The sequence below is a fragment of the Streptomyces sp. LZ34 genome (assembly GCF_053890475.1).
This window is the reverse complement of record NZ_CM132680.1, coordinates 878,139-903,723: the sequence shown is the minus strand read 5'-3', so window position 1 is coordinate 903,723 and position 25,585 is coordinate 878,139. Positions and strand designations below refer to the sequence as shown.

Here is a 25,585-nt window from a genome sequence, read left to right as displayed (position 1 = left end):
CATGCTGTCCTTCCTCACCCGCCGCCTGCTGCTGATGGTCCTGACCCTCTGGGCCGTCTCGCTCGCCTCGTTCTTCATCGTCAGCCTGCCGCCCGGGGACTATGTCTCGACCCTCCAGGCCGAGGCGGAGAGCCGCGGCGAGCTCATGAGCGACGTGGAACTGGTCGCGCTGCGCGAGCGCTACGGACTCGACCAGCCATTTCTCGCGCAGTACTGGAAGTGGATTTCGAACATCCTCTTCCACGGCGACTTCGGGCAGGCCTTCGCCTGGAACAGCCGCCCGGTCTCGGACCTGATCTGGGACCGGGTCGGCCTGTCCTTCTTCCTCTCCCTGTCCACGCTGCTGCTGGTGTGGGCGGTCGCCTTCCCGATCGGCATCTACTCCGCCGTACGGCAGTACTCGGCCGGCGACTATCTCGCCACCTTCTTCGGCTTCATCGGGATGGCCGTCCCCGAGTTCCTGCTCGCGCTCGTCCTCATGTGGGTCGGGATGCGCTACTTCGGGCAGAGCCCCGGAGGGCTGTTCTCGCCCGAGTACCAGGACGCCGCCTGGAACCTGGGCAAGCTGCTGGACCTGATGGGGCACCTATGGCTGCCGATCCTCATCATCGGCATGTCCGGGACGGCCGGACTGATCCGCACCACCCGCGCCAATCTGCTGGACGAGCTCTACAAGCCGTACGTGGTGGCGGCCCGGGCCAAGGGCATGCCGGAGTGGAAACTCCTGCTCAAATACCCGGTGCGGATGTCGCTGTCCCCGTTCTTCAGCACCGTCGGGTGGCTGCTGCCCGGCCTCATCAGCGGCGAGACCATCATCTCCATCGTGATGAGCCTGCCCACCACCGGGCCACTGCTCCTGAGCGGAGTGGAGAACCAGGACATGTACCTGGTCGGCAGCTTCGTGCTGATCCTCTCCACCCTCACCGTCATCGGGACCCTGGTGAGCGACCTCGTGCTCGCCTGGTGGGACCCCAGGATCCGACACCGGTACGAGGGCGGGTGAGGGCGGATGCCGATGCGATCCAAACGCTCCAAGCACGCCACACCGGGCGCCGGCGGCCAGGGTCGGGAACCCGGCCGCGCCTCCCCATGGCGCCTGGTGTGGCGGAAGTTCCGCGGGCACAAGCTGGCGGTGGCCGGGGCGGTCGTCGTGCTGTGCGCCTACCTCGTCGTCGCCTTCGCCGAATTCCTGGCCCCCGGGTCCCCGAGCGCCGCCGACGAGCGGCACACCTATGCTCCGCCGCAGATGGTGAAGGTGGACTTCAGCTGGGACGACGGCCTCGAGCTGTACGTCAACGGCTTCCGCACCGAGCGGGACCCGGAGACCTTCGAGCAGATCCACACCGTCGATCCCGAACAGCGCGTCCCGCTGCGGCTCTTCGCCCGAGGAGACGGTTACCGCCTGTGGGGCATCATCCCGTGGGACCGGCACCTCATCGGCCCCGCGGACCCCGGCCAGAAGGTGTACCTCCTCGGCACCGACCGGGCCGGCCGTGACCTGTTGTCCCGTATCATCCACGGCTCGCGGGTCTCGCTGTCCATCGGCCTCATCGGCGTCACCGTCAGCTTCCTGCTGGGACTCCTCTTCGGCGGGATCTCCGGCTACTTCGGGGGCGCGGCCGACACAGTCATCCAGCGCCTCATCGAATTCCTGATGGCCATCCCCACCCTGCCGCTGTGGCTCGCCCTCTCCGCCGCCGTTCCCCCCGACTGGGGTCCGCTGCTGAGGTACTTCGCGATCACCACCATCCTGTCGGTGATCGGCTGGACGGGCCTGGCACGGGTGGTGCGCGGCCGGTTCCTCTCCCTGCGCGAGGAGGACTTCGTGATCGCCGCCCGCCTGGACGGCTGCGGTCGCGGCCGCATCATCTTCCGCCACATGGTGCCGTCCATGTCGAGCCATGTCATCGCCTCGATCACCATGGCCGTACCGGCGATGATCCTCGGCGAGACCGCGATGAGCTTCCTCGGCCTCGGCCTCCAGTCCCCGGCCGTCAGCTGGGGCGTGCTGCTCCAGGAGGCCCAGAACGTCCGCACGGTGGAGACCGCGCCGTGGCTGCTGCTTCCGGGGGTGGCGGTCGTCGTCACCGTCCTCGCCATGAACTTCGTCGGCGACGGGCTGCGGGACGCCGCCGACCCGTACAAGAGTTAGGAGCGTGTGTGGTGGCACCCGCCGAGACGATCCTCGAGATCAGGGACCTGCGCACCCACTTCGAGCTCGAGGACGGAGTGGTGCGTGCCGTCGACGGCGTGGACCTGGACATCCGGCGGGGCGAGGTGGTCGCGGTCGTCGGCGAGTCCGGCTGCGGCAAGAGCGTCATGGCCCGCTCCGTGCTGCGGCTGGTCGACCGGCCCGGCCGCATCGCCGGCGGTCAGGTCCGGGTCCGCACGGACACCGGGTGGGCCGATGTGCTGACCGCCGACGCCCGCACCGTACGGTCCATCCGCGGCGGGCGCGTCGCCATGGTCTTCCAGGAGCCCATGACATCCATGAGCCCCATGCACACCCTCGGCAACCAGATCGCCGAGGCCATTCTGCTGCACGAGCCGGTCACCAAGGCCGAGGCCCGCGCCCGGACCGTCGAACTCCTCGGCCGGGTCGGCATCCCCGCCCCCGAGCGGCGCGTCGACGAGTACCCCTTCCAGATGAGCGGCGGCATGCTGCAGCGCGCCATGATCGCGATGGCCCTCTCCTGCGGTCCCGAACTGCTCATCGCCGACGAACCGACCACCGCGCTCGACGTCACCACCCAGGCCCAGATCCTCGATCTGCTGCGCTCCGTGCAGCGGGACACGGGCATGGCGCTCATGCTCATCACCCACGACCTCGGGGTCGCGGCGCAGCTGGCCGACCGCGTCGCCGTGATGTACCTGGGCACCGTCGTCGAACACGGCGACCTCGCGGCCGTGTTCCGGGAGCCCCGCCATCCGTACACCAAGGCCCTGCTGCGGTCCGTGCCCCGGCTCGGCGCCCGGCCCCGGGAACGGCTCAGGCCCGTACGCGGCATGGTGCCGCCCCCCTACCGGCGCCCGGGCGGCTGCCCGTTCCATCCGCGCTGCGAGGAGTTCATGGCCGGACGCTGCGATGTGACGGTGCCACCGCCGGTCACCGGCCCCGAAGCCGCGCGCGCCGTGAGGTGCCTGCTGTACGAGGAGACCCGCACATGACCGCACCCCCCGGCCCGGCGCCGGACCCCACCCTCCTCCGGGTCCACGGCCTGACCAAGCACTTTCCCATCCGCCACGGGCTGTTGGGCCGCACCGTCGGCCACGTCCGCGCCGTCGACGGCGTCTCCTTGAAGATCCCGGCGGGCCGCACCGTCGCGCTGGTCGGGGAGTCCGGCTGCGGCAAGAGCACCCTGGGCCGCTGCCTGCTCAGGGTCCACGAGCCCACCTCCGGGGAGATCCGCTACCACCCACGGGACGGCGACCCCGTCGACCTGGCGGCTCTCGGCGAGCGGGCCCTCAAGCCGTACCGCAATGAGATCCGGCTCGTCTTCCAGGACCCGTACGCCTCGCTCAACCCGCGGATGACCCTGCTGCAGATCGTCGGCGAACCCCTCAGAGCCAACCTCGGCCTGCGGGCCGCCGAGATCGAGGAGCGGGTTGCCGAACTGCTGCGCCGCGTCGGCCTGCCCCCCGAGTATCTGCGCCGCTACCCCAACGCCTTCAGCGGAGGCCAGCGGCAGCGCGTCGGCATCGCCCGGGCGCTGGCCCCCGGGCCTCGCCTGGTGGTCGCCGACGAGGCGGTGAGCGCGCTGGACGTGTCCGTGCGCGCCCAGATCCTCAATCTGCTCAAGGACCTCCAGGACGAGTCCGACCTCACCTATCTCTTCATCTCGCACGACCTGGGCGTGGTGGAGTACATGGCCGACGAGGTGGCCGTGATGTACGTGGGCAAGGTGGTCGAGACCGGCGCCACCGACGACCTGTACGAGCGGCCCCTGCACCCCTACACCGAGGCGCTGCTGTCGGCCGTCCCCGACCCGGACCCGGGCGCGCGCCGCCGGGAGCGCATCGTGCTGCGCGGAGAGGTGGCCGATCCGTCGCGGGTGCCGCCCGGCTGCCCGTTCCACCCGCGGTGCCGCTACGCCCAGGACCGCTGCCGCACCGAGGTGCCCGCCCTGCGCGAGCCGGCGCCGGGCCGGGCGGTGGCCTGCCACTTCGCCGGAGAGCTGGACCTGAAAGGAGTGCACGGCACATGAGCGACTCGCGCTTCGACGGTGTCGTACGGCCCTCGGCGCACGACGGGAGGGTGCGCGAGGCGCTGCTGCCCGTGATCCATCCCGGCGACAGCCACGCCGCCAATCTCCTGGAGCTCGACGGCGGCGACCTGCTGTGCGCCTGGTTCAACGGCCCGCAGGAGGGCGACCGGGACACCAATGTCGTCCTGTCGCGGCTGCCCCATGGATCCGGCCGCTGGAGCACACCGGTACCGCTGTCCGCCGACCCCGTCCGCTCCGAGCAGAACCCGGTGCTCGCCCAGCGGCCCGACGGCACCGTCTGGCTCTTCCACCCGTCGGGCGAACCCCATGACCAGACCACCGCCCGCCTGATCGCCCGCACCTCTCCCGACGGCGGCCACACCTGGAGCCCGCCGCGCGTCCTTCTGGAGGGGCCCGGCGTCTTCGTCCGCAATCCACCGCTGACGCTCGACGACGGCACCTGGCTGCTGCCCGCCTACCGGTGCCGGCGCTCGGGCGAGTACAGCACCGTGCTGATCAGCGGGGACGGGGGCGAGAGCTGGAAGGAGCACGACCTGCCCGGAGCCGAGCACCTGGTCCAGCTGACCGCCGTCCCGAGGGATGACGGGTCCCTGTTCGCGATGTTCCGCAGCCGAGCGGCGGACCGGATCCACGCCTCCGAGTCGACCGACGGCGGCCGCACCTGGGCCCCGCCGACCAGGACCGGGCTTCCGAACAACAACTCGGCCGTCCAGCTCACCCGGCTGCGCGGCGGGACCCTGGCGCTGGTCTACAACCACGCGAGTCTGGAGCGCGGGGAGTACCGCTGGGTGGGGGAGGGCGACGGACGGCGGAAGAAGGCCCTGCGCACGCCGCTCACGCTCGCCCTGTCCGACGACGGCGGCCGCACCTGGCCCCACCGGCGCGATCTGCAGACCGCCGACGCGGAGTACTGGGACAACGAATACGGCTATTCCTACCCCACTGTCCTCCAGAGCCGGGACGGGCTGCTCCACATCGCCTGCTCCTATCTGCGCAAGACGATCAAACACCTGACGGTGGAGGAGGACTGGGCCCGGGACGGCCGCCCGTGACGGCGCCGCGCGTCGAGCGCTGGGGCGTGTACGAACTGCGCCTGACCGGGCCGTCGACCGGAAACCCGTACCGGGACGTCGGGTTCGGCGCCGACTTCCGCCATCGCCACCGCGTCGTGAGCGTCGACGGCTTCTACGACGGCTGTCACGACGGGGAGGGAGTCTACCGAGTCCGCTTCATGCCCGACCGGACCGGGCTGTGGACGTACACCACGCGCTCCGACGCCACCGAACTGGACGGGCACAGCGGCGAGTTCATGTGCGAGGCCGCTGGCCCCGGCAACCACGGACCCGTCCGGATCGCGGGTCCCCGGCGCTTCCGGTACGCCGACGGCACCCCGTACGCGCCGTTCGGCACCACCTGCTACCACTGGACACACGACGAGAACGAGGAGCTGGAGGAGCGGACCCTGCGCACTCTCGCCGCCTCGCCGTTCAACAAGGTCCGCATGTGCCTGCTGCCGACCCGGGCGATGAACCCGCCCCGGCTGCCCTTCCCCGGCCGCGCCCCCGGCGCGCTGGACACGGCCCGCTTCGACCCCGCCTTCTTCGCCCACTTCGAACGGCGCGTGCGCGACCTGCGCGACCTCGGCGTCGAGGCGGACGTCATCCTCTTCCACCCCTACGACCAGGGGCACTGGGGCGTCGACAACATGACCCGCGAGGAGGACCTCTTCCTGGTCCGCCACACCCTCGCCCGCCTCGCCGCGTACCGCAACGTGTGGTGGTCCATCGCCAATGAGTACGACTTCAACACCGCCAAGACCACCGAGGACTGGGACCGCATCGGCCAGTTCGTGCAGCGGCACGACCCCTACCAGCACCCGCGGTCGATCCACAACGGCACCCGCATGTACGAGTACGAGCGCATCTACGACTTCGCCAAGCCCTGGACCACCCACCAGTCCATCCAGCACTGGGACGCCGCCCTGACCCCGCGGTGGCTGGCCGGCTGCCCCAAGCCCGTGGTCCTCGACGAGATCGGCTACGAGGGGAAGCTCGGCCGCCGCTGGGGCAACCTCACCGGCCGCGCGCTGGTGCGCCAGTTCTGGCACGGCGTGAGCGCCGGCGGATACGTCGGCCACGGCGAGTGCTACCCCGAGCAGGACCCCGACCACGCGGCCTGGATCTCGCGCGGCGGCCGGCTGCACGGAGACAGTCCGCCGAGGATCGCCTTCCTGCGCCGGCTCATGGAGGAAGGGCCCGAGGACACCTTCGTCTACTTCGGCGACCGGCGCCACGCCCACCGTGACATCGACCTCCCCGACACCGGCGCGCCCTGGCGCCTCGATCTCATCGACACCTGGGAGATGACGGTGACCCCGCTGCCCGGGGTCCGTCGCGGGCGGGTCCGCGTCCCGCTGGACCGCCGCCCCGACCTGGCACTGCGCATGCGGAGGGCGACATGACCGGCGACCACGGGCCCGACCACGGCCCCATCCGTGTTGAGGGAACGCGTTTCCGGCACGCGGACGGAACCCCCTACCACCCCTGGACCACCGCCGTCCCCCAGGCCGACCCCGACACCCTCCGCGCCCTGGCGGCCACCCCCTTCAACCGGGTCCGGCTCACCGCCTCGGCCGCCCTCTCCCTCGACCGGCTCGACCAGCAGATCGGCGCCCTGGGCGCCATCGGTGTGCAGGCCGAGGTGATGCTGCGCGGCCGCCGCGTTCCGGAGACGGTGGAACGCCTCGCCGGCCACCCCAACGTGTGGTGGTGCGCCCCGCCGGACCCCGAGGCCCAGACCGACATCCAGGAGTACGACCACGGCCACCACCCGCTCACCGTGCACGGCGGCGTCCACACGGACTTCGGCGCCCCCTGGATCACCCACGCCTCGCTCGGCCACCAGCAGGTACGGGCCGTCTCACGGCTCACCCGGGACCTGGGCAAGCCGGTGCTCGTCGACGACTGCGGCGCCGAGGGGGACGACCAGGACCCGGACTCCGCCCTGTCGCCCGAGGAGTTGGTGTTCCGGGTCTGGGAAGGGGTGTGCCGGGGCGGATACGTCGCCCACGGCGAGGCCTACGGGCCACGCCCCTGGAAGGCCCACGGCGGACGGCTGAGCGGTTCGAGCGCGCCCCGCATCGCCTTCCTGCGCTCGATCCTCGACGAGGCGCCACAGGGCCTCGCGCACACCCCCGAGACGTACGACGCCTCGACCCTGGAAGCGCCGGGGGAGTACTGGCTTCAGTACCTCGGCCCGCACCGCTACCCGCGCCGCCCCTTCGAGCTGCCCGGCGGCCCCTGGCGGGTGGACGTCATCGACACCTGGAACATGACCGTGCGCACCCTCGGCTCCCCACACACCGGGAGCTTCGAGGTGGAACTCCCGGCGGAGCCGTACCTCGCGATACGGATCCGCCGGGCCTGACGGGCGTGAGCCATCAGACGGGCTGGTCTCACCAGTCCTTGCCGGCCGCCGCCTGAGACCTGATGTAGTCCGGGATGTCCTTGGTCTCGGTCACCTTCAGCGCCGAGCGCACCGCGAGGCCGTCCTTGAGCACATGCTGGCGGAACACCATGTACAGCGGGAGGTCCCAGTACTCGGTCTGCTGGTAGCCCTTGACGACGGCGTTGTCCCCCCAGAAGACCCCCGAGGTGTCCACGCCGGCCAGCCCCGGGATCGCGGCGCCGAACGCGGCCTGGGCGGCGTCGGACCTGAGCGCCGGCTTCATGCCGTTCCGGGCGAGCTCGGTCTGCGCCTCCTGCGACACCAGCCACTTCACGACCTCGAGGGCCTGCTTGCGCTTGCCCGACTGGGGCGGCACGAACGCGGCGATGGTGTTCGGCTGGTACACCGACCGCGAATCCCCGCCCAGCACGGGGAGGGAGGTGACGCCGAGGTCGATGTTCTTCGCCAGCTCGCGCCACTCGTCGGCGTCGTCCTCGGGGAGGTAGAGCGGGCTCAGCGCGTAGGCGCCGAGCTTCCAGAGGCTGTCCACGGCCATGGCCACATGCCCGGTCAGCAGGAAGTCGTCGACGGTGGTGAAGATGTTGTGCGGCAGGAGCAGGAAGCGCTCCAGGTTCGCGCCGAGCCGGTTCCAGCCGGCCGAGGTGATGTCGACCTTGATGTCCCCGGGTGCCGGATTCTCGCTGCCCGTGGGCAGGAAGGGGTAGAGCCCGAGCTGGTTGAACTCCAGGTACAGATCCGGATGTTGCAGATATCCCTTGTACGCCACCAGGTCCTGCTCGAACGTCAGCTTCTTGGCGAGGCGGTACGCCTGGTCGTACGTCATGCCGTTCGCCGGGGTCCTGACCCCGCGCATGTCGAAGACCTTCTTGTTGTGGAACAGGACGTACTCGTCGACGAACAGCGGGACGCCGTACACCCCGCCGTCCGAGCGGGACTTGACCAGCTCGACCGCCGCCGGGTTCAGCGAGCCGAGGTCGATGCCCTGGGAGGTGAGGTCGTCGCTGAGGTCCCGTACCCAGCCCCTGGGCTCCAGGTCGCGGTCGATGCGTCTGCGCGGGTCCTCCAGGATGATGTCGGGCACCACGCCGGCCTTGTCCAGGTCCTCGTAGCGGACCGGGAAGTCCCAGGTGACCGCCTTGATCTTCAGACCGGGGAACGCGGCCCTGAGTTTGTCGCCGATGACCGCGTCGAAGAAGCCCGGGTTCTCGAAGGGCTTGTAATTGGCCATGAAGACGAACAGTTCGTCATCGCAGACCTCGAACGGCTTGTTGTAGCGGTTCGGGACCGGGACACAGGCGGACGCGCCCGCCGACGCGGAGCCGGCCGCGGGACGCGCCCGCGTCGGGGGCGGCGTGGCCGCCGCGGTGCCGGTCAGGGCCGCGGTGCCGGCCGCTGCCCCGGCCGCGACGAACCTCCGGCGGCTCATACGGGAACGGGAGTCGCCCTCCTCGTCCCTGGGTGCCTGACGCATGCTCACACTCCTCTTGCTCGGACGCACGGACGTATGGATCAGGGGCGTTTCAGAGGCGTGGCGCGGAACTCCACTGGTATGCCATCTGAATGCCATAATGGTCACGCCGTGCGCCAGCGGGGTCAACACCCGTGCGCTCAATGACAGTTGTCGGTGAGGGGAGCCGCCGGTGTTCCGGATCGCGAGCGGTGACAAGAGCCTGGACCTCACGGTGGAGCGGGGCGAGGTACGGGCCGCCTTCCGGTACGGGGCGGCGAGCCGGGCGGAGCCGGCCGGCGGCGCCCTGTGCTTCGACGCCCCCCTGAGCGGCATGCTGGCCATGTCCACCGGCCGCCCCTGGCGCATCGGCCTGCCCGGCGCGCGCGAGCCCGAGGTCCGCCACACGGCACAGGGACTCGCGGTGCGCTGCGCGGTCGGCGGGCTCGACGTCGAGGTCGCCTTCGGGTTCGTGCGGGGGCTGCTGCGCATGGACGTGACGTGGCGCAATACCGGCGAGCGCGGGTACGAGGACGCCGTGCTCGGCGTGGCGCTGCCGCTGCCGTGCCGGAGGGCCGCGGCGGTCACCCTGCCGCAGGTGCTCTACCGGGGCAACCCGTCGGCCGACCCGGACCGCACCGTGCCGCGGCTCGGCGTCGGCCCGCACCGCGCCCTCGTGGTCGAGGAACACCGGCTGCCCGTCCCGTGCGCGCACGCGGAGTGGCGCTCCCGCGGCCGCGCGGCCCGCTGGTGGTACGTCACCCTCTACGCGGCGGAGCCCGGCAGCGGCTCCCTCGGGGCGGTCCAGCACGACAGCCACGCCCTCGGGGCGGTTCAGCTGCTCGCGATGAGCGGCGCGCTGATGTTCAACGGCGTCCCGGACACGGCGTACGTCCACAAGGGGAAGACCGCCCCCTACGACGGTGGCTACCTCGACCTTCCGCCCGGCGCGGTCCACCGCGCGCGCTACGCCCTGGACTGGGGGTCCCCGGTCCGCCCGGGCCACGGCTTCCGGCCGCTGGTGCACCAAGGGCTCGGCCTGTACGCCCCCGAGGGCGCCCGGCCCCTCACCCTGGACCAGATCGTCCACTACAAGACGGCGGCCATGGACCGCCGCTGGCACGAAGCCGCGGGGGCCGCCGGATTCCTCAAGTTCACCGGGCCCGGCCACACCCCCGGCTTTCTGTACGGCTGGACCGGCCAGAGCCTGAAACTCGCCTGGTGCGACGCTCGCGTCGGCCTGGAACGCGACCAGCCCTGGCGCGTCGACCGCTGCCGCCGGGCCGTCGACTTCTACCTCGACGGCAGTGCCGCCGGCGCCCCGCCGGGCCTGCGCATGAGCTTCTACTCCACCGAGGACCGCGCCTGGTCCGCCTTCGAGCGGGACGGCGAGCCCTTCGTCTCGTCCCGGGCGTACGGCGACGCCCTGTGCGACCTCGCCGACGTCATCGAGCTGCTGGGGAACCACGGCCACGCCGTGCCGCGGCGCTGGATCCGGGCGCTGGCCGAGGGCGTGGACGCCGCCTGCGCCACCGTGCCGCCGCTCGGCTGGCGGCTGGACGGCAGCCCGCTGCCCCAGGAGCCGGGGGCGGCCGGGCTGCCGTGTGTCCTGGCCCTGCTCAAGGCCCACCGGATCACGGGCGAGGCCCGTATGCTGCGGCGCGCCGAACAGCTCGTCGCACACTACCGCCACCGGCACGCCGACGACTGGGCCACGCCCTTCGCCCGCGCCACCCTCGACGCCGTCTGCGAGGACAAGGAGGGCGGCATCGCGTACTTCCTGTGCGTGTACGAGCTGCTGCTGCTCTCCGGTGGCGAGCGCCGTCGGGCCTGGGCCGAGGAGGCCGCCGACTGGCTGCTCACCTGGGTCTACCAGTGGGATCCGCCGTTCGAATCCGGCTTCCGGACGGCCGGGTGGCCGGGGGTGAGCGTGCAGAACCACCACGTGGACGTGTTCTTCCCGGCGTACGAGCTGGCAAGGCTCGGCGAGTTGACGGGCCGCCAGACGTATCGCCGGCTGGGCGAGCTGATCCTCCACGCCTTCGGGCAGGGCATCTGCACCCGGGCGGGGCAGTGGGGCTTCGAAGGGCTCGGCGAGCAGGCCGAGGGATTCTTCCCCACCAACTGGCAGGCGCGCGGCACCAGCAACACCTGGAACCCCTCCTGGGTGACCGCACAGGTGCTGTCGCAGGCGCTGCGGATGCGGGCGGCGCGGGCCGGGGACGACGGACCGTGGCCGCCCTGAGGCACCCCAGCGGGTCAGCCCAGCCCGTGGCGCGACGGTTCCGGCCGGTGCACCCCCCGGGGCCGGTAGCCGAGCGCCTCGGCGACGCCGAGGTGGTCGGCGAGCAGCCAGGCGATGGCCAGCCACATCTCCGTTCCCTGAAGGCCGGGAACATGGGGCGCACGGCCGCCGGGCTCCAGCGCGAAGGAGAACCCGGCGCCGTCCTGCCACCGCCCGAGCAGCCGCTCCAGCTGCCGGCGCGCCCAGTCGCGGCCCTCGGCGATCCGGTGCCCGGTCTGCCGGGCGCACAGCCACAGCGGATGGATCACATCGAGGACATCGCAGGCGTCACCGCGGTCGGGGCCGAAGAACGCGGGATCCCGGCTGTGCGCGAGCACCGTGTCCACGGTCCGCTCCGGGTACGGCAAGCCCAATCCGAACTGTGCGAACGTACCGCGGGTGACCCGGTAGAAGCCGTTGACCGGCTGCCGCCACCGGTCGGCCGCGACCGGCGCGCCCCACAGCCCGTGCCCGGGGTCGGCGCGGGTGAGCAGCCAGCCGAACAGCGCCTCGGCCGCGGGAGCGCGCAGCCCGAAACCGTCGAGGTCGCGCAGGACCGCGGTGCCGATCCCGTCCACCCAGTGGCCCGAGCGCCAGGCCTCGGTCCGCCACGGCAACCCGTCCAGGCGGTCCACGAGCTCCACGGGCGCGAGGTCCTGCACGGCGCGCACGGGGTGGGCGAAGCGGGAACCCAGCAGGTCGAGGGCGTAGCCGACGGACAGGATGTGGTACATCGCCGTGTCGTCGGCCAGGGACGGCGGACCGGCGCCGTACTCCGGGACCAGGCCGGTGTCCGGGTCCTGTAGGGAGCGCAGCCGCTCGACGAGTTCCGCGCCGTCCGACCCCGGCGGGGGAGCGCCCAGCAGGAGGGCCGAGATCTCCACGGCGTCGCACACCGCGCGCACCGTCCGGGCGGCGCCCGGACGGTCGGTCCAGCCGTCGCCGTCCCGGCAGCGGGCGAGGACGTCCGGCGCCTGCTCGCGGGCGCGCGCGGCGAACCGCTCCAGCCGGAGATCCAGGGCGCCCTGGGAGCGCGGGGCCGCGGTGGCCGGGGTGTCCCGCCGGTCGCGCAGCCGCCGCGCCGGGTTCCCCGCGGCGACCGACCAGGGCGGAAGGTCCTTGGTGACCACCGCGCCCGCCCCGATCACACAGTGGTCGCCGATGGTGACCCCGTCGACCACCACGACGTGCGAGCCGATCCACACGTCGTCGCCGATCTCGATCCCGGCCGAGGTGAGCGGCTGACGGTGCACCGGACGGTCGGGCGCAAAGGAGTGGTTGAAGCCCAGCAGCGAGGTGTGCGCGCCCACCCGCACGCCGTCGCCGAGCCGGACGCGGCCGCGCACCGTCGAGAAGGGGTTGAGGGTGCAGTCGCGGCCCATGGCCACGTCGTCGGTGACCACCGCGTGCGCGCCGATATACGAGCGTTCGTCCATCGTCAGCCGGGAGGTGTTCACTCCCGCCCACGGGGAGACGAAGACCCTCTCGGCCAGCTGGACCTCGCCGCCGCCCGTGGCGAGCCGCTCGGCCAGGTGCCGCTGGTGGTCCAGCTGCTCGGCGCGCTCCTCCTCGGTGGCCGCGCTCCAGAACTCCCAGGGGCAGTAGTCGTATCGTCCGGGCCGTTCGGGCTCATTCCCCATGCGTACCGGTCACCCTCTCCCGCACCAGTCCGTCGACGTGCTCGATCCGGTCCGGCTCGGCCAGCGAGCCGAAGTGGCAGTCGGACAGGCGCAGCCCGCGGATCGGGGCGCAAGCATAGCCGCGGGCCAGCAGGGCGCGGCGGGCGTGGTCCACCGTGACGCCCCGGATGCCGATGTCCCGCACCCGCGGCGGATACGCCCCCGTGTCGCCCTCTCCGCGGTGGAAGTCGCAGCTGAGGAACTCCTTGCGGAGATGGGTGACGGTGAGGTCGGCGAGCTGGATGTTCTCGGCGTAGCCGCCGCGCACGGAGTTGGTCTTGATGTAGAGGCCGAAGTAGAGCCCGGGGCCGCCGATGCGGCAGCGGCGTACGTACACATCGCGGATGCCGCCGGTCATGTCGCTGCCCAGGGTGATCGCGCCGTAGCGGTGCCGGAGCGCGCAGTCCTCGATCACGATGTTCTCGCTCGGCACGTTCACCCGCCGGCCGTCGGCCTCCCGCCCGGACTTGATCGCGATGCAGTCGTCGCCCGCGGCGATGTCGCAGCGGCGGATCACCACATCGCGGCAGGACTCCGGGTCGATGCCGTCGTTGTTGGGGCCGGGGCTGTCGATCGTCACGTCCTGGATGAGCACGCCCGTGCACAGCACGGGATGGATCTCCCACATGGGGGAGCGCACGATCGTCACCCCCTCGACCAGTACCCCGTGGCAGTCCTGGAACTCCAGGAAGTTGGGCCGGAAGCGGCTGCCGTCCGCGTAGACGCGCCGCTCGACCGGATCGCCCGCCTCGGCCTGCCGCCACAGGCCGGGCCAGTCGTCCTCCTGCTGCCGTATCCCGGGCCGCCAGCCGAACTCCGCCTGCCCCGACCAGGGCCACCAGTGCTCCTCGTCGGCCTGCCCGTCGAGCACGCCCCGGCCGGTGACCCCGATGTTCCGCCGGCCCTGGGCGTAGATGAAGGGCGAGTAGCCGTACATCTCCACGCCCTGGAAGCGCGTGAGGACCGGTGGGAGGTAGGCGGCCGGGTCCCGGCTGAAGAGCAGCCGGGCGCCCTCCTCAAGATGCAGATCGACGTGGCTGAGCAAGTGGACGGGCCCGGTGGCGTACGTCCCGGGGGGCACGGTCACATGGCCGCCGCCCGCGGCGCCGCAGGCCGCGACGGCCCGGCGCAGCGCCGCCGTGCAGTCCGTGCGGCCGTCGCCGCGCGCCCCGAAGGCGGTGACGGGGAACTCGCGGTCGGGGAAGCGCGGCCGGGCGACCCGTGCCACGATGGCGTCCGCCCGGCTCCAGTCACCCACCGGACGTGGCCTCCTGCCCGTCCACGACGACGCGGCGCAGCACCAGCCCCGTCACGTTCCGCGCCTCGCCGGGGCCCGCCATCCCCGCGAAGACGCAGTCGCTGAACAGGACGTCGCGGATGGGGTTCGCGTCGTTGCCGATGAGGTTCCAGGGCCTGGGGCCGGTCTGCGCGGTGAGCCGGTGCACGGCGATGTCCCGTACGTCCGGGTAGTAGTCGCCGGTCTCGACACGCTCGTAATCGAGCGCGACCTCGATGACGGCGTCCGCGACCTGGCCGACCGTGATGTCGTGGCAGGTGACGTCGCGTACGTAGCCGCCGCGCACCGGGTTGGACTTGATGCGGATCGCCCGGTCGAGCTGGGGACTGTCCATACGGCAGTCACGGGCGAGGATGTCGCGGACGCCGCCGGTCGTCTCGCTCCCGATGGTGACGCCGCCGTGTCCGGCCCGCATCTCGCACCGCTCCACCAGGGCGTGCTCGCAGGGGACGTTCACGCGCCGCCCGTCGGCGTTCTTGCCGGCCTTGAATGCCACGCAGTCGTCGCCGGTGTCGAACACGCAGTCCTGGATGAGGACATACGCGCAGGACTCCGGGTTGCAGCCGTCGTTGTTGGGGCCGACGGGGCTGTCCACGGTCACGCCCCGCACGGTGACGTTGCGGCACAGCACGGGATGGATGTTCCACATCGGCGAGTTCTTCACTGTGACGCCCTCGATCAGGACATCGCGGCAGTCGTAGAACTGGATCAGGTTGGGTCGCAGATGGTGTCCGGCGCCGAAGACCCGCTCCGCGACCGGCACCCCAGCTTCGGCCCACTCCAGCAATTGCTTCTTGTCCACCGACTCGGGGGAGGGCCCGCCGTCCACGCCCTTCGTCCAGTTCCACCAGTGGCCGGCGTCGGCCTGCCCGTCGATGACACCGCGGCCGGTCACCGCGATCGTGCGGCAGCCGTGCGCGTACAGCGGCGGCGAGTAGTTGAGGCATTCGGTGCCCTCGTACCGGGTGTACACCACGGGGAGGTAGGCGGCCGGGTCCCGGCTGAAGCGCAGGGTGGCGCCCTCCCGCAGATGCAGGTCGATGCGGTCGCGCAGCCGCACCGCGCCCGTGAGGTAGTCACCGGGCGGTACGACCACCTGGCCGCCGCCCGCCGCGGCGCAGTGCTCGATCGCGCGGCGGAACGCGGCCGTGCAGTCCGTCACGCCGTCGCCGACGGCCCCGTGGTCGGTGACGAACACCCGGCGGTGGGGGAACCGGGGGGTGCGGATGCCGGAGAGGATGCGGGCCGCCTGCCGGCCGGCGGCGGCGCGCTGAGCCGCCGTGGCGGCCGGAATGCCGGAAGCGGAGGCCCCGGCGCCGTCCCGGCCGGCGGCCCGCGCCGTGCGCGCGGCCAGGGCGAGCGCGGCGGTGGAGCCCGCTGTCAGCAACAGGGCTCTGCGGCCCGGACCGTTCAGCATGTCCACTCCTTCGCGGGGATGTGCAGGGTGTGTTCGCGCTCGGGGGCCCTGGGCGCGAGCCGCCGGGCGCCGTACATGGGCCGGGACCTGCCTTCCGGGTGGATGCCCACGACGTCGTCGCCGCGCCAGTGGACGCGGTAGGTGCGCCCGGCGGCGGTCTCCTCGGTCGTCGACTCGGCGAGGGGGAAGGTGACGGTGATGCGTTCGCCCGCCCGGGGGCGGTCGAGGCTGAGACACCCGTCGGGCGCCCACAGGCCCGGCTCCGGTCCGCGGGCGTGGGTGGCCGGGCCGGACGCGGGCCGCCGCGTGACGGCGAGCCGGGCGTATCCGGCCCACTCCGGGACGCGCAGGCGCAGTTCGCGGCAGTCGCGACGCATGTGCAGGTCGACCCGGCCCTCGTGGGGCAGATGGCTGAGCACGTCCACCAGCCGGCTGCCGCGGTTGAGCAGCAGATTGACGCGCACCAGCCGCTCGTCGCCCGTGACGGCGGCGCGCCAGCCGGTGAACAGGCCGCGCACCCCCGACCCCACGCAGCACGCCTGGACGTCGGCGGTGTGCCCCCGGCCGAGGACCGCGTCCGAGACGTAGTCGTTGGGGGCGCCGTATCCGGCGAAGGCGCCGCGGACCCGCTCGCCGACGCGGTGGTGGGTGAGCCAGCCGGGGATGTCGCGGGAGCGGTCGGGGGCCGAGCGGACCCAGTCGACGGTGGTGAGCTGGGAGGCGGTGAGGTGGTTGCGCAGAAAGCGCTCGACGACCGTCCAGTACCCGGTGTGGCCGGCCTGGGCGAGGGTGGTGCCGATGCCGATGAGGTCGACCAGGGAACACGTCTCGTGCTCGAAGCGCTGTCCGGCGAGGTCGCCGGGGGTCCAGCCGAAGGCGGTGCACTGGGACAGCGCCCAGTCGAAGGACCGGCGGACGAACGCGGTGAGGGCGTGGTCCCCGGTGAACACCGCGTACTGGGCGATGCCGTCCAGGGTGCCGAGTCGGGTGTGGAAGTGGCCGCTGCGGTACGCCAGCGCCGCGTTGAACGAGCCGTCGGGCAGGAAGACCCCGCTGTGCTCGGTGATCAGCCGGGTGAACCAGCCGCACAGCTCCAGCGCCTGCTCGTTGCCCGTCGCCCGGTGCCAGAGCAGCAGCGGCATGATCAGCCGCCCGCAGAAGGAGGCGGGGTCCGGCGCCAGATGCAGCTGGACGGCGTGCAGCGAGGGCCAGCCCTCCTCGGTGTACTCGGAGGCCGGGTAGTACCAGACGTCGCGCTCCTTGACGGCGATCCGGTGCAGGGCCGCGACCTGCCGGTCGGCGGCCCGCCGCACGGTCTCGTCGCCGCTGTCCCGGTACCAGCTGGTGAGCGCGAGCAGGGTGGCGCGCTGGTCGATGAGGCTCGCGTGCGGCTCCCAGTGGCCGCGCGGGTGACGGCGCCGGTACGTCAGCCCGTCCTCGGCGAGCAGGTCCAGCAGGGTGGCCTTGTAGCGGCTCTCCGTATCGGACCACCAGGACGCGCCGGTCATCCGGCGGGCCAGGACGCAGGCGTCGGTCAGCCGCCCATGGCTGGAACCGTAGTCCCAGTCGCCGTGGAGCAGCACCGCGGGATCGCTCAGCAGGTCGGCGCTGAAGAAGGGGATGCCACCGAGATCGGGATCGGCCAGGTTGACCACGGCGTTCATCGCCAGTTCGGCGCGCTCTTCCAGAAGCAGGGTCGCTGGAATGCCAGTCATGTTCCGTCTCGCCGTCTTGAGGTCGGAGCGAACACGGGTGAGGGGGAACGACGGCAACGCTAGGCATGGGGCACAGGGCCGTCAAGGGTGCGGAATCCGCTGGAAGAGGCCAATGTCCGAGTGCAGCAGCGCTGTTGACGCCATATACGGATCCGCTTTACCTTCGGTGCGATCGCATGTCTCAGGTGGCATACCAGTGCGGGGCTCGGCCTTTGGGAGCACACATGCTCGCCTACTATGAAGACTTCTCACCCGGCACCGGCCGCCGCGCCCCCCGGGCCCACTTCACCTCCGACGCCGGGCGGCTCGGCCTGAACGGCCGCTGGCTCCTGCGCCTGTCGCCGACCGCGGATGAGGCTCCCCTGGACTTCCTCGGCCCCGAGCTGCCCCGGGGCGACTGGTCACAGCTGCCCGTGCCCTCGCACTGGGTGCTGCACGGCCACGGCGTTCCCCGCTACACCAACACCGCCTACCCCTTTCCCGTCGACCCGCCGCACGTGCCGGACGACAACCCGACCGGCGACCACCGGTACACCTTCGAGCTGCCCGAGGGCTGGCGGACGCCCGGCAGCGTGCTGCGCTTCGACGGCGTCGACTCCTGTTTCCGCGTCTGGCTCAACGGCCGGGAGCTCGGCACCTCCAAGGGCAGTCGGCTGCCCGCCGAGTTCGACGCGGGAGAAGCGCTCCGCTCCGGCCGGAACGTCCTGGCCGTGCGCGTCCACCGCTGGTCCTCCGGCAGCTACCTGGAGGACCAGGACATGTGGTGGCTGCCCGGGATCTTCCGCGACGTGACCCTGCTGGAGAGACCGGAGGGCGGCATCGACGACTTCTTCGTCCACGCCGACTACGACGACGAGACCGGGCACGGTCTGCTGCGCGTCGACACCGACGCCCCCGCGCTGCTGACCGTCCCCGAACTCGGCATCGCCGGACACCCGGCCGGGCTGCCGCTCACGCTGCCCGGCGTCGAGCCCTGGAGCGCCGAGACACCCCGGCTGTACGAGGGGCATCTCGCCACCGGGACCGAACGCGTCCGGCTGCGCATCGGGTTCCGCACGGTCGCCATCCGCGACGGACGGCTCACCGTCAACGGCGCGCCCGTGCTCCTGCGCGGCGTCAACCGCCACGAGCACGACCCCGACCACGGCCGGGCCCTGTCCCTCGCCGCGATGCGCGAGGACCTGCTGCTGATGAAGCGGCACAACATCAACGCGGTGCGCACCGCGCACTACCCCCCGCACCCCGCCTTCCTGGACCTGTGCGACGAGCTCGGGCTGTGGGTCGTCGAGGAGTGCGACATCGAGACCCACGGCTTCATCTACGCCGACTGGCACGGCAACCCGGCCGACGACCCCCGCTGGCGGCCGATGCTGCTGGACCGCATGCGGCGCATGGTCGAGCGCGACAAGAACCACCCCAGCGTCGTCATCTGGTCGCTCGGCAACGAAAGCCACCACGGCCGCAACCTCGCCGCCCTCGCCGGCTGGACCCGCACCCGCGACCCCTCGAGGCCCCTCCACTACGAACGCGACCGCACCTACCGCCACTCGGACTTCTACAGCCTCATGTACGCCCCGGTGGACGAGGTCGCCCGCATCGGACGCCACGAAGAGGAACCGCCGCCCGAGACCGCCGCCGAGCCGGCCCTGGAGCGCCGTCGCCGCGCCCTGCCCTTCCTGCTGTGCGAGTACGCGCACGCCATGGGCAACGGCCCCGGATCCCTCACCGCCTACCAGCGCACCCTGGAGGCGCATCCACGCTGCGCGGGCGGCTTCGTATGGGAGTGGATCGACCACGGCCTGCGGCGCGTGACCGCCGACGGACGGGAGTACTTCGCCTACGGCGGGGACTTCGGCGACACCCCGCACGGCGGCACCTTCTGCGTCGACGGCCTGGTCTTCCCGGACCGCACCCCCTCACCGGGGCTCCTCGCGTACCAGAAGGCCATCGAACCCGTCGGGATCACGGCGGCTCCCGACGGCGGCCGGATCGTCATCCGCAGCCGGTACGACCTGCGCGACCTGTCGCATCTGCGGTTCAGCTGGACCCTGGAGGACGAGGGGAGGGCCATCGCCGGCGGCGAGCTCGACGTCCCCCCGCTGGGCGCCCGGCAGACCACCGAGATCCCCCTGCCCGAGCTGCCGATACCCGAGACACCGCGCGGTGAACTGTGGCTGACCGTACGGGCTCTGCTCGCGGCCGATGAACCATGGGCGCCGGCCGGTCACCAAGTCGCCTGGACCCAGGCGCCGGTTCCGCCCCGCACCACTCCGCCCGCCCCGCCCACGCCCCCGGGTCCCGGCGGACTCACCCTCGCGGACCTCGACCTCGACCGGCGGACCGGGACGCTCCGGGCCATCGGCGCCCTCCGCCTGGACGGGCCGCGGCTCGACATCTGGCGCGCGCCCACCGACAACGACCGCGGCATGGGGGACAACTCCGTCCTGCGCGCCTGGCGGGCCGCCGGTCTGGACCGCATGGTCACGCGCACCGTACGGGTCGCGGAGCGGCCCGAGCGGCTCCTGGTGGAGACCCGCGCCGCCCCGGCCGGACTCCCGCACGCCCTGCGCGTCCGGTACGTCTGGACGGCGGACGGCCCCGGGCTGCGGCTCACCGTCCACCTCACCCCCGAAGGCCCCTGGGACGGGCTGACCCTGCCGCGCCTCGGGGTGCGCCTCGCGCTGCCCGCCGGCCTCGACCGGGTCCGGTGGTACGGCAAGGGGCCCGGCGAGGCGTACCCGGACAGCGCGGACGCGGCACACGTCGGCCTGTTCACGGCGACGGTCGCCGAACTCCAGACCCCGTACGTCGTCCCGCAGGAGAACGGCCGCCGCGCCGCCGTCCGCTGGGCCGAACTCACCGATCCCGCGTCCGGTGCCGGACTGCGCGTCGAGGGCGCGGGGGACACGCCGCACTTCGGGCTCACGGTCCGTCCCTGGAGCACCGAGGCCCTCGAAGCGGCCCGCCACCCCACGGACCTCGTCCCGGACGGCCGAACGCACCTTCACCTCGACCACGCCCAGTACGGCCTGGGCAGCGCCTCCTGCGGACCGGGCCCCCTCCCGGAGCACCGGCTGACCCCCGCCGAGTGCGCCTTCGCCTTCCTGTTCCGGGCCCTGCCCGCCCGGTCCGGCCCCCCAGCCCTGAGCGGACATCACGGAAAGGGAGACGCGTGAAAGTGGAGGAAACCCCCGCCTACCGGCCCGACTGGGGGTCGCTGCGCGGCCACCGCGTCCCCGACTGGTTCCGGGACGCCAAGCTCGGCATCTGGTCGCACTGGGGCCCGCAGTCCGTCGCCCGGTCCGGCGACTGGTACGCCCGGCACCTGTACGGCCCCTACGACGGCACCGAGGAGTTCGAACGGGAACGAGCGGGCCGGCAGGCCGCCGCGCACCGGACACGGTACGGGCATCCCTCCCGGTTCGGCCACAAGGACCTGTGCGGTCTGTGGCGTGCGGAGAAGTTCGACCCGGACGAGCTCATGGACCGGTTCAGGCGCACCGGCGCGCGCTACTTCGTCTCCATGGCGGCGCACTGCGACAACTTCGACTTGTGGGACTCCGCCCACCAGCCCTGGAACGCCGTCAACGTCGGGCCGCGCAGCGACATCGTCGCCCGCTGGGCCGCCGCGGCACGCGGCGCGGGGCTGCGCTTCGGGGTCAGCATGCACGCCGGCTCCTGGACGTGGCGCTGGCTGGACGCCGCCTTCGCCGCGGACGCCGAGGGGCCCGCGGCGGGCGTTCCGTACGACGGGCATCTCACCGCCGAGGACGGCCGGGGCCTGTGGTGGGAAGGGCTCGACCCGCGGGCCCTCTACGGCCGGCCGCGCCGCCCGGGCGAGCCGCCGGACCCGGACTTCATCGACGACTTCTACGCCCGGCTGCGCGACGTCACCACCCGCCACCGGCCCGAACTGGTCTACCTGGACGACGCCCGGCTGCCCTTCGACAGCGGCAGCGTCTGCCCCGCCGCCCCGCCCAGCGAGCGTGGGCTGGAGTTTCTCGCCGACTACTACGGCCGGGTGCCCGAGGGCGTGGTGAGCATCAAGACGGTGCCTGGACGCGACCGCGGGGCCGTCCTCCTGGACGTCGAACGCCAGCAGCTCGGCGACACCGACCCCGAGCCCTGGCAGTACGACACCAGCATCGGCGACTGGTTCTACTGCGACGGCTATCGCTACAAGACGGCGGATGAGATCGTCCATCTGCTCGTCGACACCGTCAGCAAGAACGGATGCCTCCTGCTGAACGTGCCCCAGCTGCCCGACGGGACCCTGGACGACGCCACCGCGACCGTCCTCGACGACCTCGGCGGGTGGGTCGAGCGCTGCGGCGAAGCCGTCTTCGGCACCCGCCCCTGGGTGAGGTACGGCGAGGGGCCGACCCGCGTCACCGGCGAGCGCGCGAGGGAGTCGGCCCTCGCCTACACCTCGCGCGACATCCGCTTCACCCGCGCGGGAGACGAGCTCTACGCCTTCCTCATGGCGTGGCCGGACGACCGGACCGTGCGCATCCACAGCCTGGGACGGGCCGCGGGGCTGCTGGGCGCTCCGCCCCGGCGGGTCACCCTGCTCGGGTCGGCCGCGCCCCCGCCGTGGACCGCGGGCGCCGACGCACTGGAGGTGACCCTCCCCACCCTCCCCCCGACGCCGTACGTCCAGGTCCTGCGGATCGACATCACAGCGTCCGACGAAATGGCGGCGGCATGACGCACCGTGCGCCCGGCGGGGCAGCGGCCGCCCTGCGCACCCGGCCACTCGGCCGCAGCGCCGTCCCGGTCACCGCGCTGTCCTTCGGGTCCGCGGCCATCGGCCACCTGTTCACCCCGGTCGACGACGAGCAGGCGTACGCCGCCGTGGACGCCGCGTGGGACGCGGGGATCCGCTACTTCGACACCGCGCCCCACTACGGCGCCGGCCTGGCCGAGCGCCGTCTCGGCCGGGCCCTGCGCACCCGTGCCCGCGACAGCTACGTGATCTCCACCAAGGTCGGCCGCCTCCTCGAACCCCTGCCGCCGCGCCGGGACGGCCTCCCCGCCCCCCGGGCCCACCGGCCGGTCTGGGACTTCAGCGCCGCCGGTGTCCGCCGCTCGATCGAGGACAGCCTGATCCGCCTCGGTCTCGACCGGGTCGACGTCGTCTACCTCCACGACCCCGACGACCATGCCGAACAGGCCTTCCGCGAGGGCTATCCCGAGCTGGAGCGGCTGCGCGGGGAGCGCGTGGTCGGCGCGATAGGCGCCGGGATGAACCAGGCGGAGATGCTCGCCCGGTTCGTCCGGGACACCGACGTCGACGCCGTGCTGTGCGCGGGCCGCTACACCCTCCTCGACCAGCGCGCCGCCCTCACCTTGCTGCCGGCGGCACGGGAACGCGGCACATCCGTGGTCATCGGCGGTGTCTACAACTCCGGGGTACTGGCCGACCCCCGCCCGGGGGCGACGTACGACTATGTGGCCGTCCCTCCGGACCTGCTGGACCGCGCCCGTCGCATGCGCGCCGTGGCCGAGCGGCACGGCACCACGCTGCGCGCCGCGGCCCTCGCCTTCTCGGCGGCGCCGGACCCGGTCGCGAGCGTTCTCGTCGGCGCGCGCTCACCCGGCGAAGTCGCGGACGCGGCAGCGCAGTTCGGGGCTCCCGTGCCCGCGGAGTTCTGGCGGGACCTGCGCACGGAGGGGCTGCTGCCCGAGGAGGCACCCACCCCTGACCCATGAATGTCATGACCGGCCGTCATAGGCGCGCATCGTCAGGTGGCGAAGACCTGGGAGTCGTCGGCGAACGCCTTGAACTCCAGGGCGTTGCCGGCCGGGTCGAGGAGGAACATCGTCCACTGCTCGCCGGCCTCGCCCTCGAAGCGGACGTACGGTTCGATGACGAAGGTCGTGTCCGCGGCTCGGAGGCGGTCGGCGAGCTCCTGGAACGCAGGGACGTCCAGGATCAGGCCGAAGTGCGGCACGGGGACGTCGTGGCCGTCGACCGGGTTGTGGGCGTGCTGTGCGCGGCCGGGGGCGAGGTGGGTGACGAACTGGTGGCCGTTCAGGTTCCAGTCCACCCAGGTGTCGGCGCTGCGGCCCTGTTCCAGGCCGAGCACCTGGCCGTAGAAGTGCCGGGCGGCGGCGAGATCGTCGACCGGCATGGCCAGGTGGAACCGCGGGATGGGGGAGTCGGGTGGGGTCATGGCGTTCTCCTTGCTGGGCTGCTGGGCTGCTGAATCAGTTCGACCCGTGTCGGAATGTTGACATTGATACAACAGGTATTCAAGTTAACATTGCAACATTGGGGAGGTTGAAATCATGGGTGAAGCGGGCAAAGTGTCCCCGGCGCGGCGTCGAGGTCTTGCCGATGAGGTGGCGGACCAGATCCGGGAGGCCATCTTCAACGGGACCTATGCCCCCGGCGCGCAACTGCGCGAGGTGGAGCTGTCGGGCGTGATGGACGTCAGCCGCGGCCCCGTGCGCGAGGCGCTGCGGGTCCTGGAGCGCGAGGGCCTGGTCCGGTGCGCCTGGCACCGCGGCACCGTGGTGACCACGCTGTCCTCCGAGGACGTCGCCGAGCTTGAGAGCCTGCGCGGCGCGCTGGAGCGGCTCGCCGTCGAGCGGATCATCGCTCACGCCTCGGCGGAGGACTTCGCGTCTCTGGAGAAGGCGGCCGGGCTGATGGAGCGGGCCAGGGACGAGCACGAGATGGTCCGCCTCGACATCGGGTTCCACGACGCGGTCTTCTCCGCGGCCGGCCACCAGCGTCTCGCGGAGGCGTGGGAGGCCATCCGCTGCCAGGTCCACCTGTTCCTGCTGACCCGGATCGGCCGCAGCACCAAGGGCTATCTCGCCCGCGTCCCCGAAGAACACCGCGGGCTCGTCGCCGCTCTGCGCTCCGGTGACGTCCAGGCCGCGCTCGACCTGTTCGCGGCCCACCGCCGCGTCGCCGTCGACGTGGTGAGCGCGGAGCGCGCCCCGAGCTGATCCGCGTCACGTCTCGGCACGCGGCGAGCGATGCGTGCCCGACCGCGGCCGGAACCGCGCACCCTCCTGGAGCGGCCGCGGCATGACGCGGTCAGCTGGGCTGGGCCGTGGGCATGATGGTGACCTGCTGGAGGTTGGCCCGCGGCGGGAGACACGCGATGAAACCGACGGTCTGCGCGATGTCCTGGGGCGTGAGCCACTCCATCGTGTCCTTGGCGCTCTCCAGCCATGCGAGGGCGCCGTCGTCGGTGACGTGGCTCTGCAACTCTGTGCCGACGATGCCCGGCTCGATGGCCGAGACGCGCACCTTCTTCGCGCCCAGCTCGACCCGCAGGTGCCGGGAGAGGTGGGTGACGTACGCCTTGGTGGCGGAGTAGACGGCGAAGTTCGGGAAGATGTTCTGCGCCGCGATCGACGAGGTGTTGATCAGGTCGGCCACTCCCCGCTCACCGGCGGCCTTGACCAACTGGGGGGTGAAGGCGCCGATGACGTTCATCAGGCCGGTGATGTTGAGGTCGATCTGGCGCTGCCACTGGTCGGTGGCCAGCTCTTCGATGGGCGCGGGGAGCATGACGCCCGCGTTGTTGAACAGCAGGTCGGCGCCGTCCAGGTCGGCCGCCACCCGCTCGGCGGCGGCCCGCACGGCCGCGGAGTCGGTCACGTCGACCGCGAGCGCCAGGGCCGTGCCGCCGTTCTTCTCGATCCGGGCGGCCAGGTCGTCCAGCCGCTCCGCGCGCCGGGCCAGGACGACGACACGGGAGCCCAGCCGGGCCAGGTGCTCTGCCGATGCCTCGCCGATGCCGCTGGAGGCGCCGGTGACGACCGCCACGCGGCCGGAGAGAGGGCGGGCAGGGGTCTGCGTGGTCATGTTGCACACCTTTCAGGACTCTCAGGGGGAGTGGCGTGAGGGGTGCGGCGTGCACAGCCGCTCGCCACTTGCCTCACGGGGAGGCAGGACGCCATGAACGCATCGTCTCCGGGGAAGCGGGTCGCCGCCTCTCGGGCGAACCCGCCCCTTCATCTCGGCACCCGTCTCGGCACCGGGACACCGCCCGCCGGTTGCCGGGCTCCTGCTTTCGATCGCGGTCGAAC

At 72.3% G+C, this 25,585-nt stretch carries 19 protein-coding genes; 12 read left to right on the top strand and 7 right to left on the bottom strand.

Translation table 11 applies throughout. From position 1 onward, the window contains the following. The first annotated feature begins 1 nt into the window (after window position 1). The 7 genes from ACWY4P_RS02895 to ACWY4P_RS02865 are packed head-to-tail and all read left to right on the top strand — an operon-like array spanning window position 2 to window position 7,652. Entirely contained in the window at window positions 2-1,003 is a 1,002-nt protein-coding gene (locus ACWY4P_RS02895) for an ABC transporter permease (RefSeq protein WP_456208501.1), read from the top strand. 12 nt (window positions 1,004-1,015) lie between these two features. Beyond that, window positions 1,016-2,152: an ABC transporter permease gene (locus ACWY4P_RS02890; RefSeq protein ID WP_456208500.1), complete on the top strand. Its 1,137-nt coding sequence runs from the start codon at window positions 1,016-1,018 to the stop codon at window positions 2,150-2,152. A gap of 8 nt (window positions 2,153-2,160) precedes the next feature. After that, complete coding sequence (locus ACWY4P_RS02885; protein ID WP_456208499.1) at window positions 2,161-3,168, top strand: ABC transporter ATP-binding protein; 1,008 nt, start codon at window positions 2,161-2,163, stop codon at window positions 3,166-3,168. Next, window positions 3,165-4,205, top strand: coding sequence for an ABC transporter ATP-binding protein (locus tag ACWY4P_RS02880; RefSeq protein ID WP_456208498.1), 1,041 nt, complete (start codon window positions 3,165-3,167; stop codon window positions 4,203-4,205). Before ACWY4P_RS02885 ends, ACWY4P_RS02880 begins: the two co-directional genes overlap by 4 nt. Beyond that, window positions 4,202-5,278: a sialidase family protein gene (locus ACWY4P_RS02875; protein ID WP_456208497.1), complete on the top strand. Its 1,077-nt coding sequence runs from the start codon at window positions 4,202-4,204 to the stop codon at window positions 5,276-5,278. Before ACWY4P_RS02880 ends, ACWY4P_RS02875 begins: the two co-directional genes overlap by 4 nt. Next, window positions 5,275-6,687, top strand: coding sequence for a DUF5060 domain-containing protein (locus ACWY4P_RS02870; protein ID WP_456208496.1), 1,413 nt, complete (start codon window positions 5,275-5,277; stop codon window positions 6,685-6,687). The genes ACWY4P_RS02875 and ACWY4P_RS02870 overlap by 4 nt, the downstream gene beginning before the upstream one ends. Next, entirely contained in the window at window positions 6,684-7,652 is a 969-nt protein-coding gene (locus ACWY4P_RS02865) for a DUF5605 domain-containing protein (protein ID WP_456208495.1), read from the top strand. The genes ACWY4P_RS02870 and ACWY4P_RS02865 overlap by 4 nt, the downstream gene beginning before the upstream one ends. A gap of 28 nt (window positions 7,653-7,680) precedes the next feature. Here ACWY4P_RS02865 and ACWY4P_RS02860 read toward each other — a convergent pair whose 3' ends face one another. Beyond that, window positions 7,681-9,165 carry an ABC transporter substrate-binding protein gene (locus ACWY4P_RS02860; protein WP_456208494.1) on the bottom strand — a complete coding sequence of 495 codons (1,485 nt, stop codon included), beginning with the start codon at window positions 9,163-9,165 and terminating at the stop codon, window positions 7,681-7,683. Between the two features lie 169 nt (window positions 9,166-9,334). Between ACWY4P_RS02860 and ACWY4P_RS02855 the strand changes: the two genes are divergently transcribed. After that, window positions 9,335-11,386: a hypothetical protein gene (locus tag ACWY4P_RS02855; RefSeq protein ID WP_456208493.1), complete on the top strand. Its 2,052-nt coding sequence runs from the start codon at window positions 9,335-9,337 to the stop codon at window positions 11,384-11,386. A 14-nt stretch (window positions 11,387-11,400) separates the two neighbouring features. Here the strand turns inward: ACWY4P_RS02855 and ACWY4P_RS02850 are convergent, their stop codons facing one another. From ACWY4P_RS02850 to ACWY4P_RS02835, 4 genes are read right to left on the bottom strand one after another with little or no spacing between them, the layout of a single operon-like run. Continuing rightward, on the bottom strand, window positions 11,401-13,065 hold the full coding sequence (locus ACWY4P_RS02850) for an acyltransferase (RefSeq protein WP_456208492.1): 1,665 nt from the start codon (window positions 13,063-13,065) through the stop codon (window positions 11,401-11,403). Beyond that, complete coding sequence (locus tag ACWY4P_RS02845) at window positions 13,055-14,362, bottom strand: glycoside hydrolase family 28 protein (RefSeq protein ID WP_456208491.1); 1,308 nt, start codon at window positions 14,360-14,362, stop codon at window positions 13,055-13,057. Before ACWY4P_RS02845 ends, ACWY4P_RS02850 begins: the two co-directional genes overlap by 11 nt. After that, window positions 14,355-15,818 (bottom strand): glycoside hydrolase family 28 protein, encoded by a 1,464-nt coding sequence (locus tag ACWY4P_RS02840; protein WP_456208490.1) that lies wholly within the window; start codon window positions 15,816-15,818, stop codon window positions 14,355-14,357. Before ACWY4P_RS02840 ends, ACWY4P_RS02845 begins: the two co-directional genes overlap by 8 nt. Continuing rightward, window positions 15,812-17,533: a hypothetical protein gene (locus ACWY4P_RS02835; protein WP_456208489.1), complete on the bottom strand. Its 1,722-nt coding sequence runs from the start codon at window positions 17,531-17,533 to the stop codon at window positions 15,812-15,814. Before ACWY4P_RS02835 ends, ACWY4P_RS02840 begins: the two co-directional genes overlap by 7 nt. A 224-nt stretch (window positions 17,534-17,757) precedes the next feature. On the opposite strand from ACWY4P_RS02835, the gene ACWY4P_RS02830 reads away from it, so the two are divergent. The 3 genes from ACWY4P_RS02830 to ACWY4P_RS02820 are packed head-to-tail and all read left to right on the top strand — an operon-like array spanning window position 17,758 to window position 23,245. Beyond that, window positions 17,758-20,709 (top strand): glycoside hydrolase family 2 TIM barrel-domain containing protein, encoded by a 2,952-nt coding sequence (locus ACWY4P_RS02830; RefSeq protein ID WP_456208488.1) that lies wholly within the window; start codon window positions 17,758-17,760, stop codon window positions 20,707-20,709. Then, window positions 20,706-22,241 carry an alpha-L-fucosidase gene (locus ACWY4P_RS02825; RefSeq protein ID WP_456208487.1) on the top strand — a complete coding sequence of 512 codons (1,536 nt, stop codon included), beginning with the start codon at window positions 20,706-20,708 and terminating at the stop codon, window positions 22,239-22,241. Before ACWY4P_RS02830 ends, ACWY4P_RS02825 begins: the two co-directional genes overlap by 4 nt. Further along, a complete protein-coding gene (locus tag ACWY4P_RS02820; protein ID WP_456208486.1) occupies window positions 22,238-23,245 on the top strand; it encodes an aldo/keto reductase in 1,008 nt (335 codons plus the stop codon). Before ACWY4P_RS02825 ends, ACWY4P_RS02820 begins: the two co-directional genes overlap by 4 nt. A 32-nt stretch (window positions 23,246-23,277) precedes the next feature. On the opposite strand, the gene ACWY4P_RS02815 is transcribed toward ACWY4P_RS02820, so the two are convergent. Beyond that, entirely contained in the window at window positions 23,278-23,709 is a 432-nt protein-coding gene (locus tag ACWY4P_RS02815) for a VOC family protein (RefSeq protein WP_456208485.1), read from the bottom strand. A gap of 133 nt (window positions 23,710-23,842) precedes the next feature. Here ACWY4P_RS02815 and ACWY4P_RS02810 point away from each other — a divergent pair, with 133 nt between their 5' ends. Beyond that, window positions 23,843-24,493: a GntR family transcriptional regulator gene (locus tag ACWY4P_RS02810; protein ID WP_456212788.1), complete on the top strand. Its 651-nt coding sequence runs from the start codon at window positions 23,843-23,845 to the stop codon at window positions 24,491-24,493. A 91-nt stretch (window positions 24,494-24,584) separates the two neighbouring features. Here the strand turns inward: ACWY4P_RS02810 and ACWY4P_RS02805 are convergent, their stop codons facing one another. After that, complete coding sequence (locus tag ACWY4P_RS02805; protein WP_456208484.1) at window positions 24,585-25,361, bottom strand: SDR family oxidoreductase; 777 nt, start codon at window positions 25,359-25,361, stop codon at window positions 24,585-24,587. Window positions 25,362-25,585 lie beyond the last annotated feature (224 nt).

What these genes read in the sequence shown, in the direction of transcription:
- ACWY4P_RS02840 (WP_456208490.1), bottom strand. Translation starts at nt 15,818, where the DNA reads ATGCTGAACGGTCCGGGCCGCAGAGCCCTGTTGCTGACAGCGGGCTCC.
- ACWY4P_RS02805 (WP_456208484.1), bottom strand. Translation starts at nt 25,361, where the DNA reads ATGACCACGCAGACCCCTGCCCGCCCTCTCTCCGGCCGCGTGGCGGTC.
- ACWY4P_RS02830 (WP_456208488.1), top strand. Translation starts at nt 17,758, where the DNA reads ATGCTCGCCTACTATGAAGACTTCTCACCCGGCACCGGCCGCCGCGCC.
- ACWY4P_RS02865 (WP_456208495.1), top strand. Translation starts at nt 6,684, where the DNA reads ATGACCGGCGACCACGGGCCCGACCACGGCCCCATCCGTGTTGAGGGA.
- ACWY4P_RS02880 (WP_456208498.1), top strand. Translation starts at nt 3,165, where the DNA reads ATGACCGCACCCCCCGGCCCGGCGCCGGACCCCACCCTCCTCCGGGTC.
- ACWY4P_RS02850 (WP_456208492.1), bottom strand. Translation starts at nt 13,065, where the DNA reads ATGGGGAATGAGCCCGAACGGCCCGGACGATACGACTACTGCCCCTGG.
- ACWY4P_RS02835 (WP_456208489.1), bottom strand. Translation starts at nt 17,533, where the DNA reads ATGACTGGCATTCCAGCGACCCTGCTTCTGGAAGAGCGCGCCGAACTG.
- ACWY4P_RS02820 (WP_456208486.1), top strand. Translation starts at nt 22,238, where the DNA reads ATGACGCACCGTGCGCCCGGCGGGGCAGCGGCCGCCCTGCGCACCCGG.
- ACWY4P_RS02890 (WP_456208500.1), top strand. Translation starts at nt 1,016, where the DNA reads ATGCGATCCAAACGCTCCAAGCACGCCACACCGGGCGCCGGCGGCCAG.
- ACWY4P_RS02875 (WP_456208497.1), top strand. Translation starts at nt 4,202, where the DNA reads ATGAGCGACTCGCGCTTCGACGGTGTCGTACGGCCCTCGGCGCACGAC.
- ACWY4P_RS02895 (WP_456208501.1), top strand. Translation starts at nt 2, where the DNA reads ATGCTGTCCTTCCTCACCCGCCGCCTGCTGCTGATGGTCCTGACCCTC.
- ACWY4P_RS02815 (WP_456208485.1), bottom strand. Translation starts at nt 23,709, where the DNA reads ATGACCCCACCCGACTCCCCCATCCCGCGGTTCCACCTGGCCATGCCG.
- ACWY4P_RS02860 (WP_456208494.1), bottom strand. Translation starts at nt 9,165, where the DNA reads ATGCGTCAGGCACCCAGGGACGAGGAGGGCGACTCCCGTTCCCGTATG.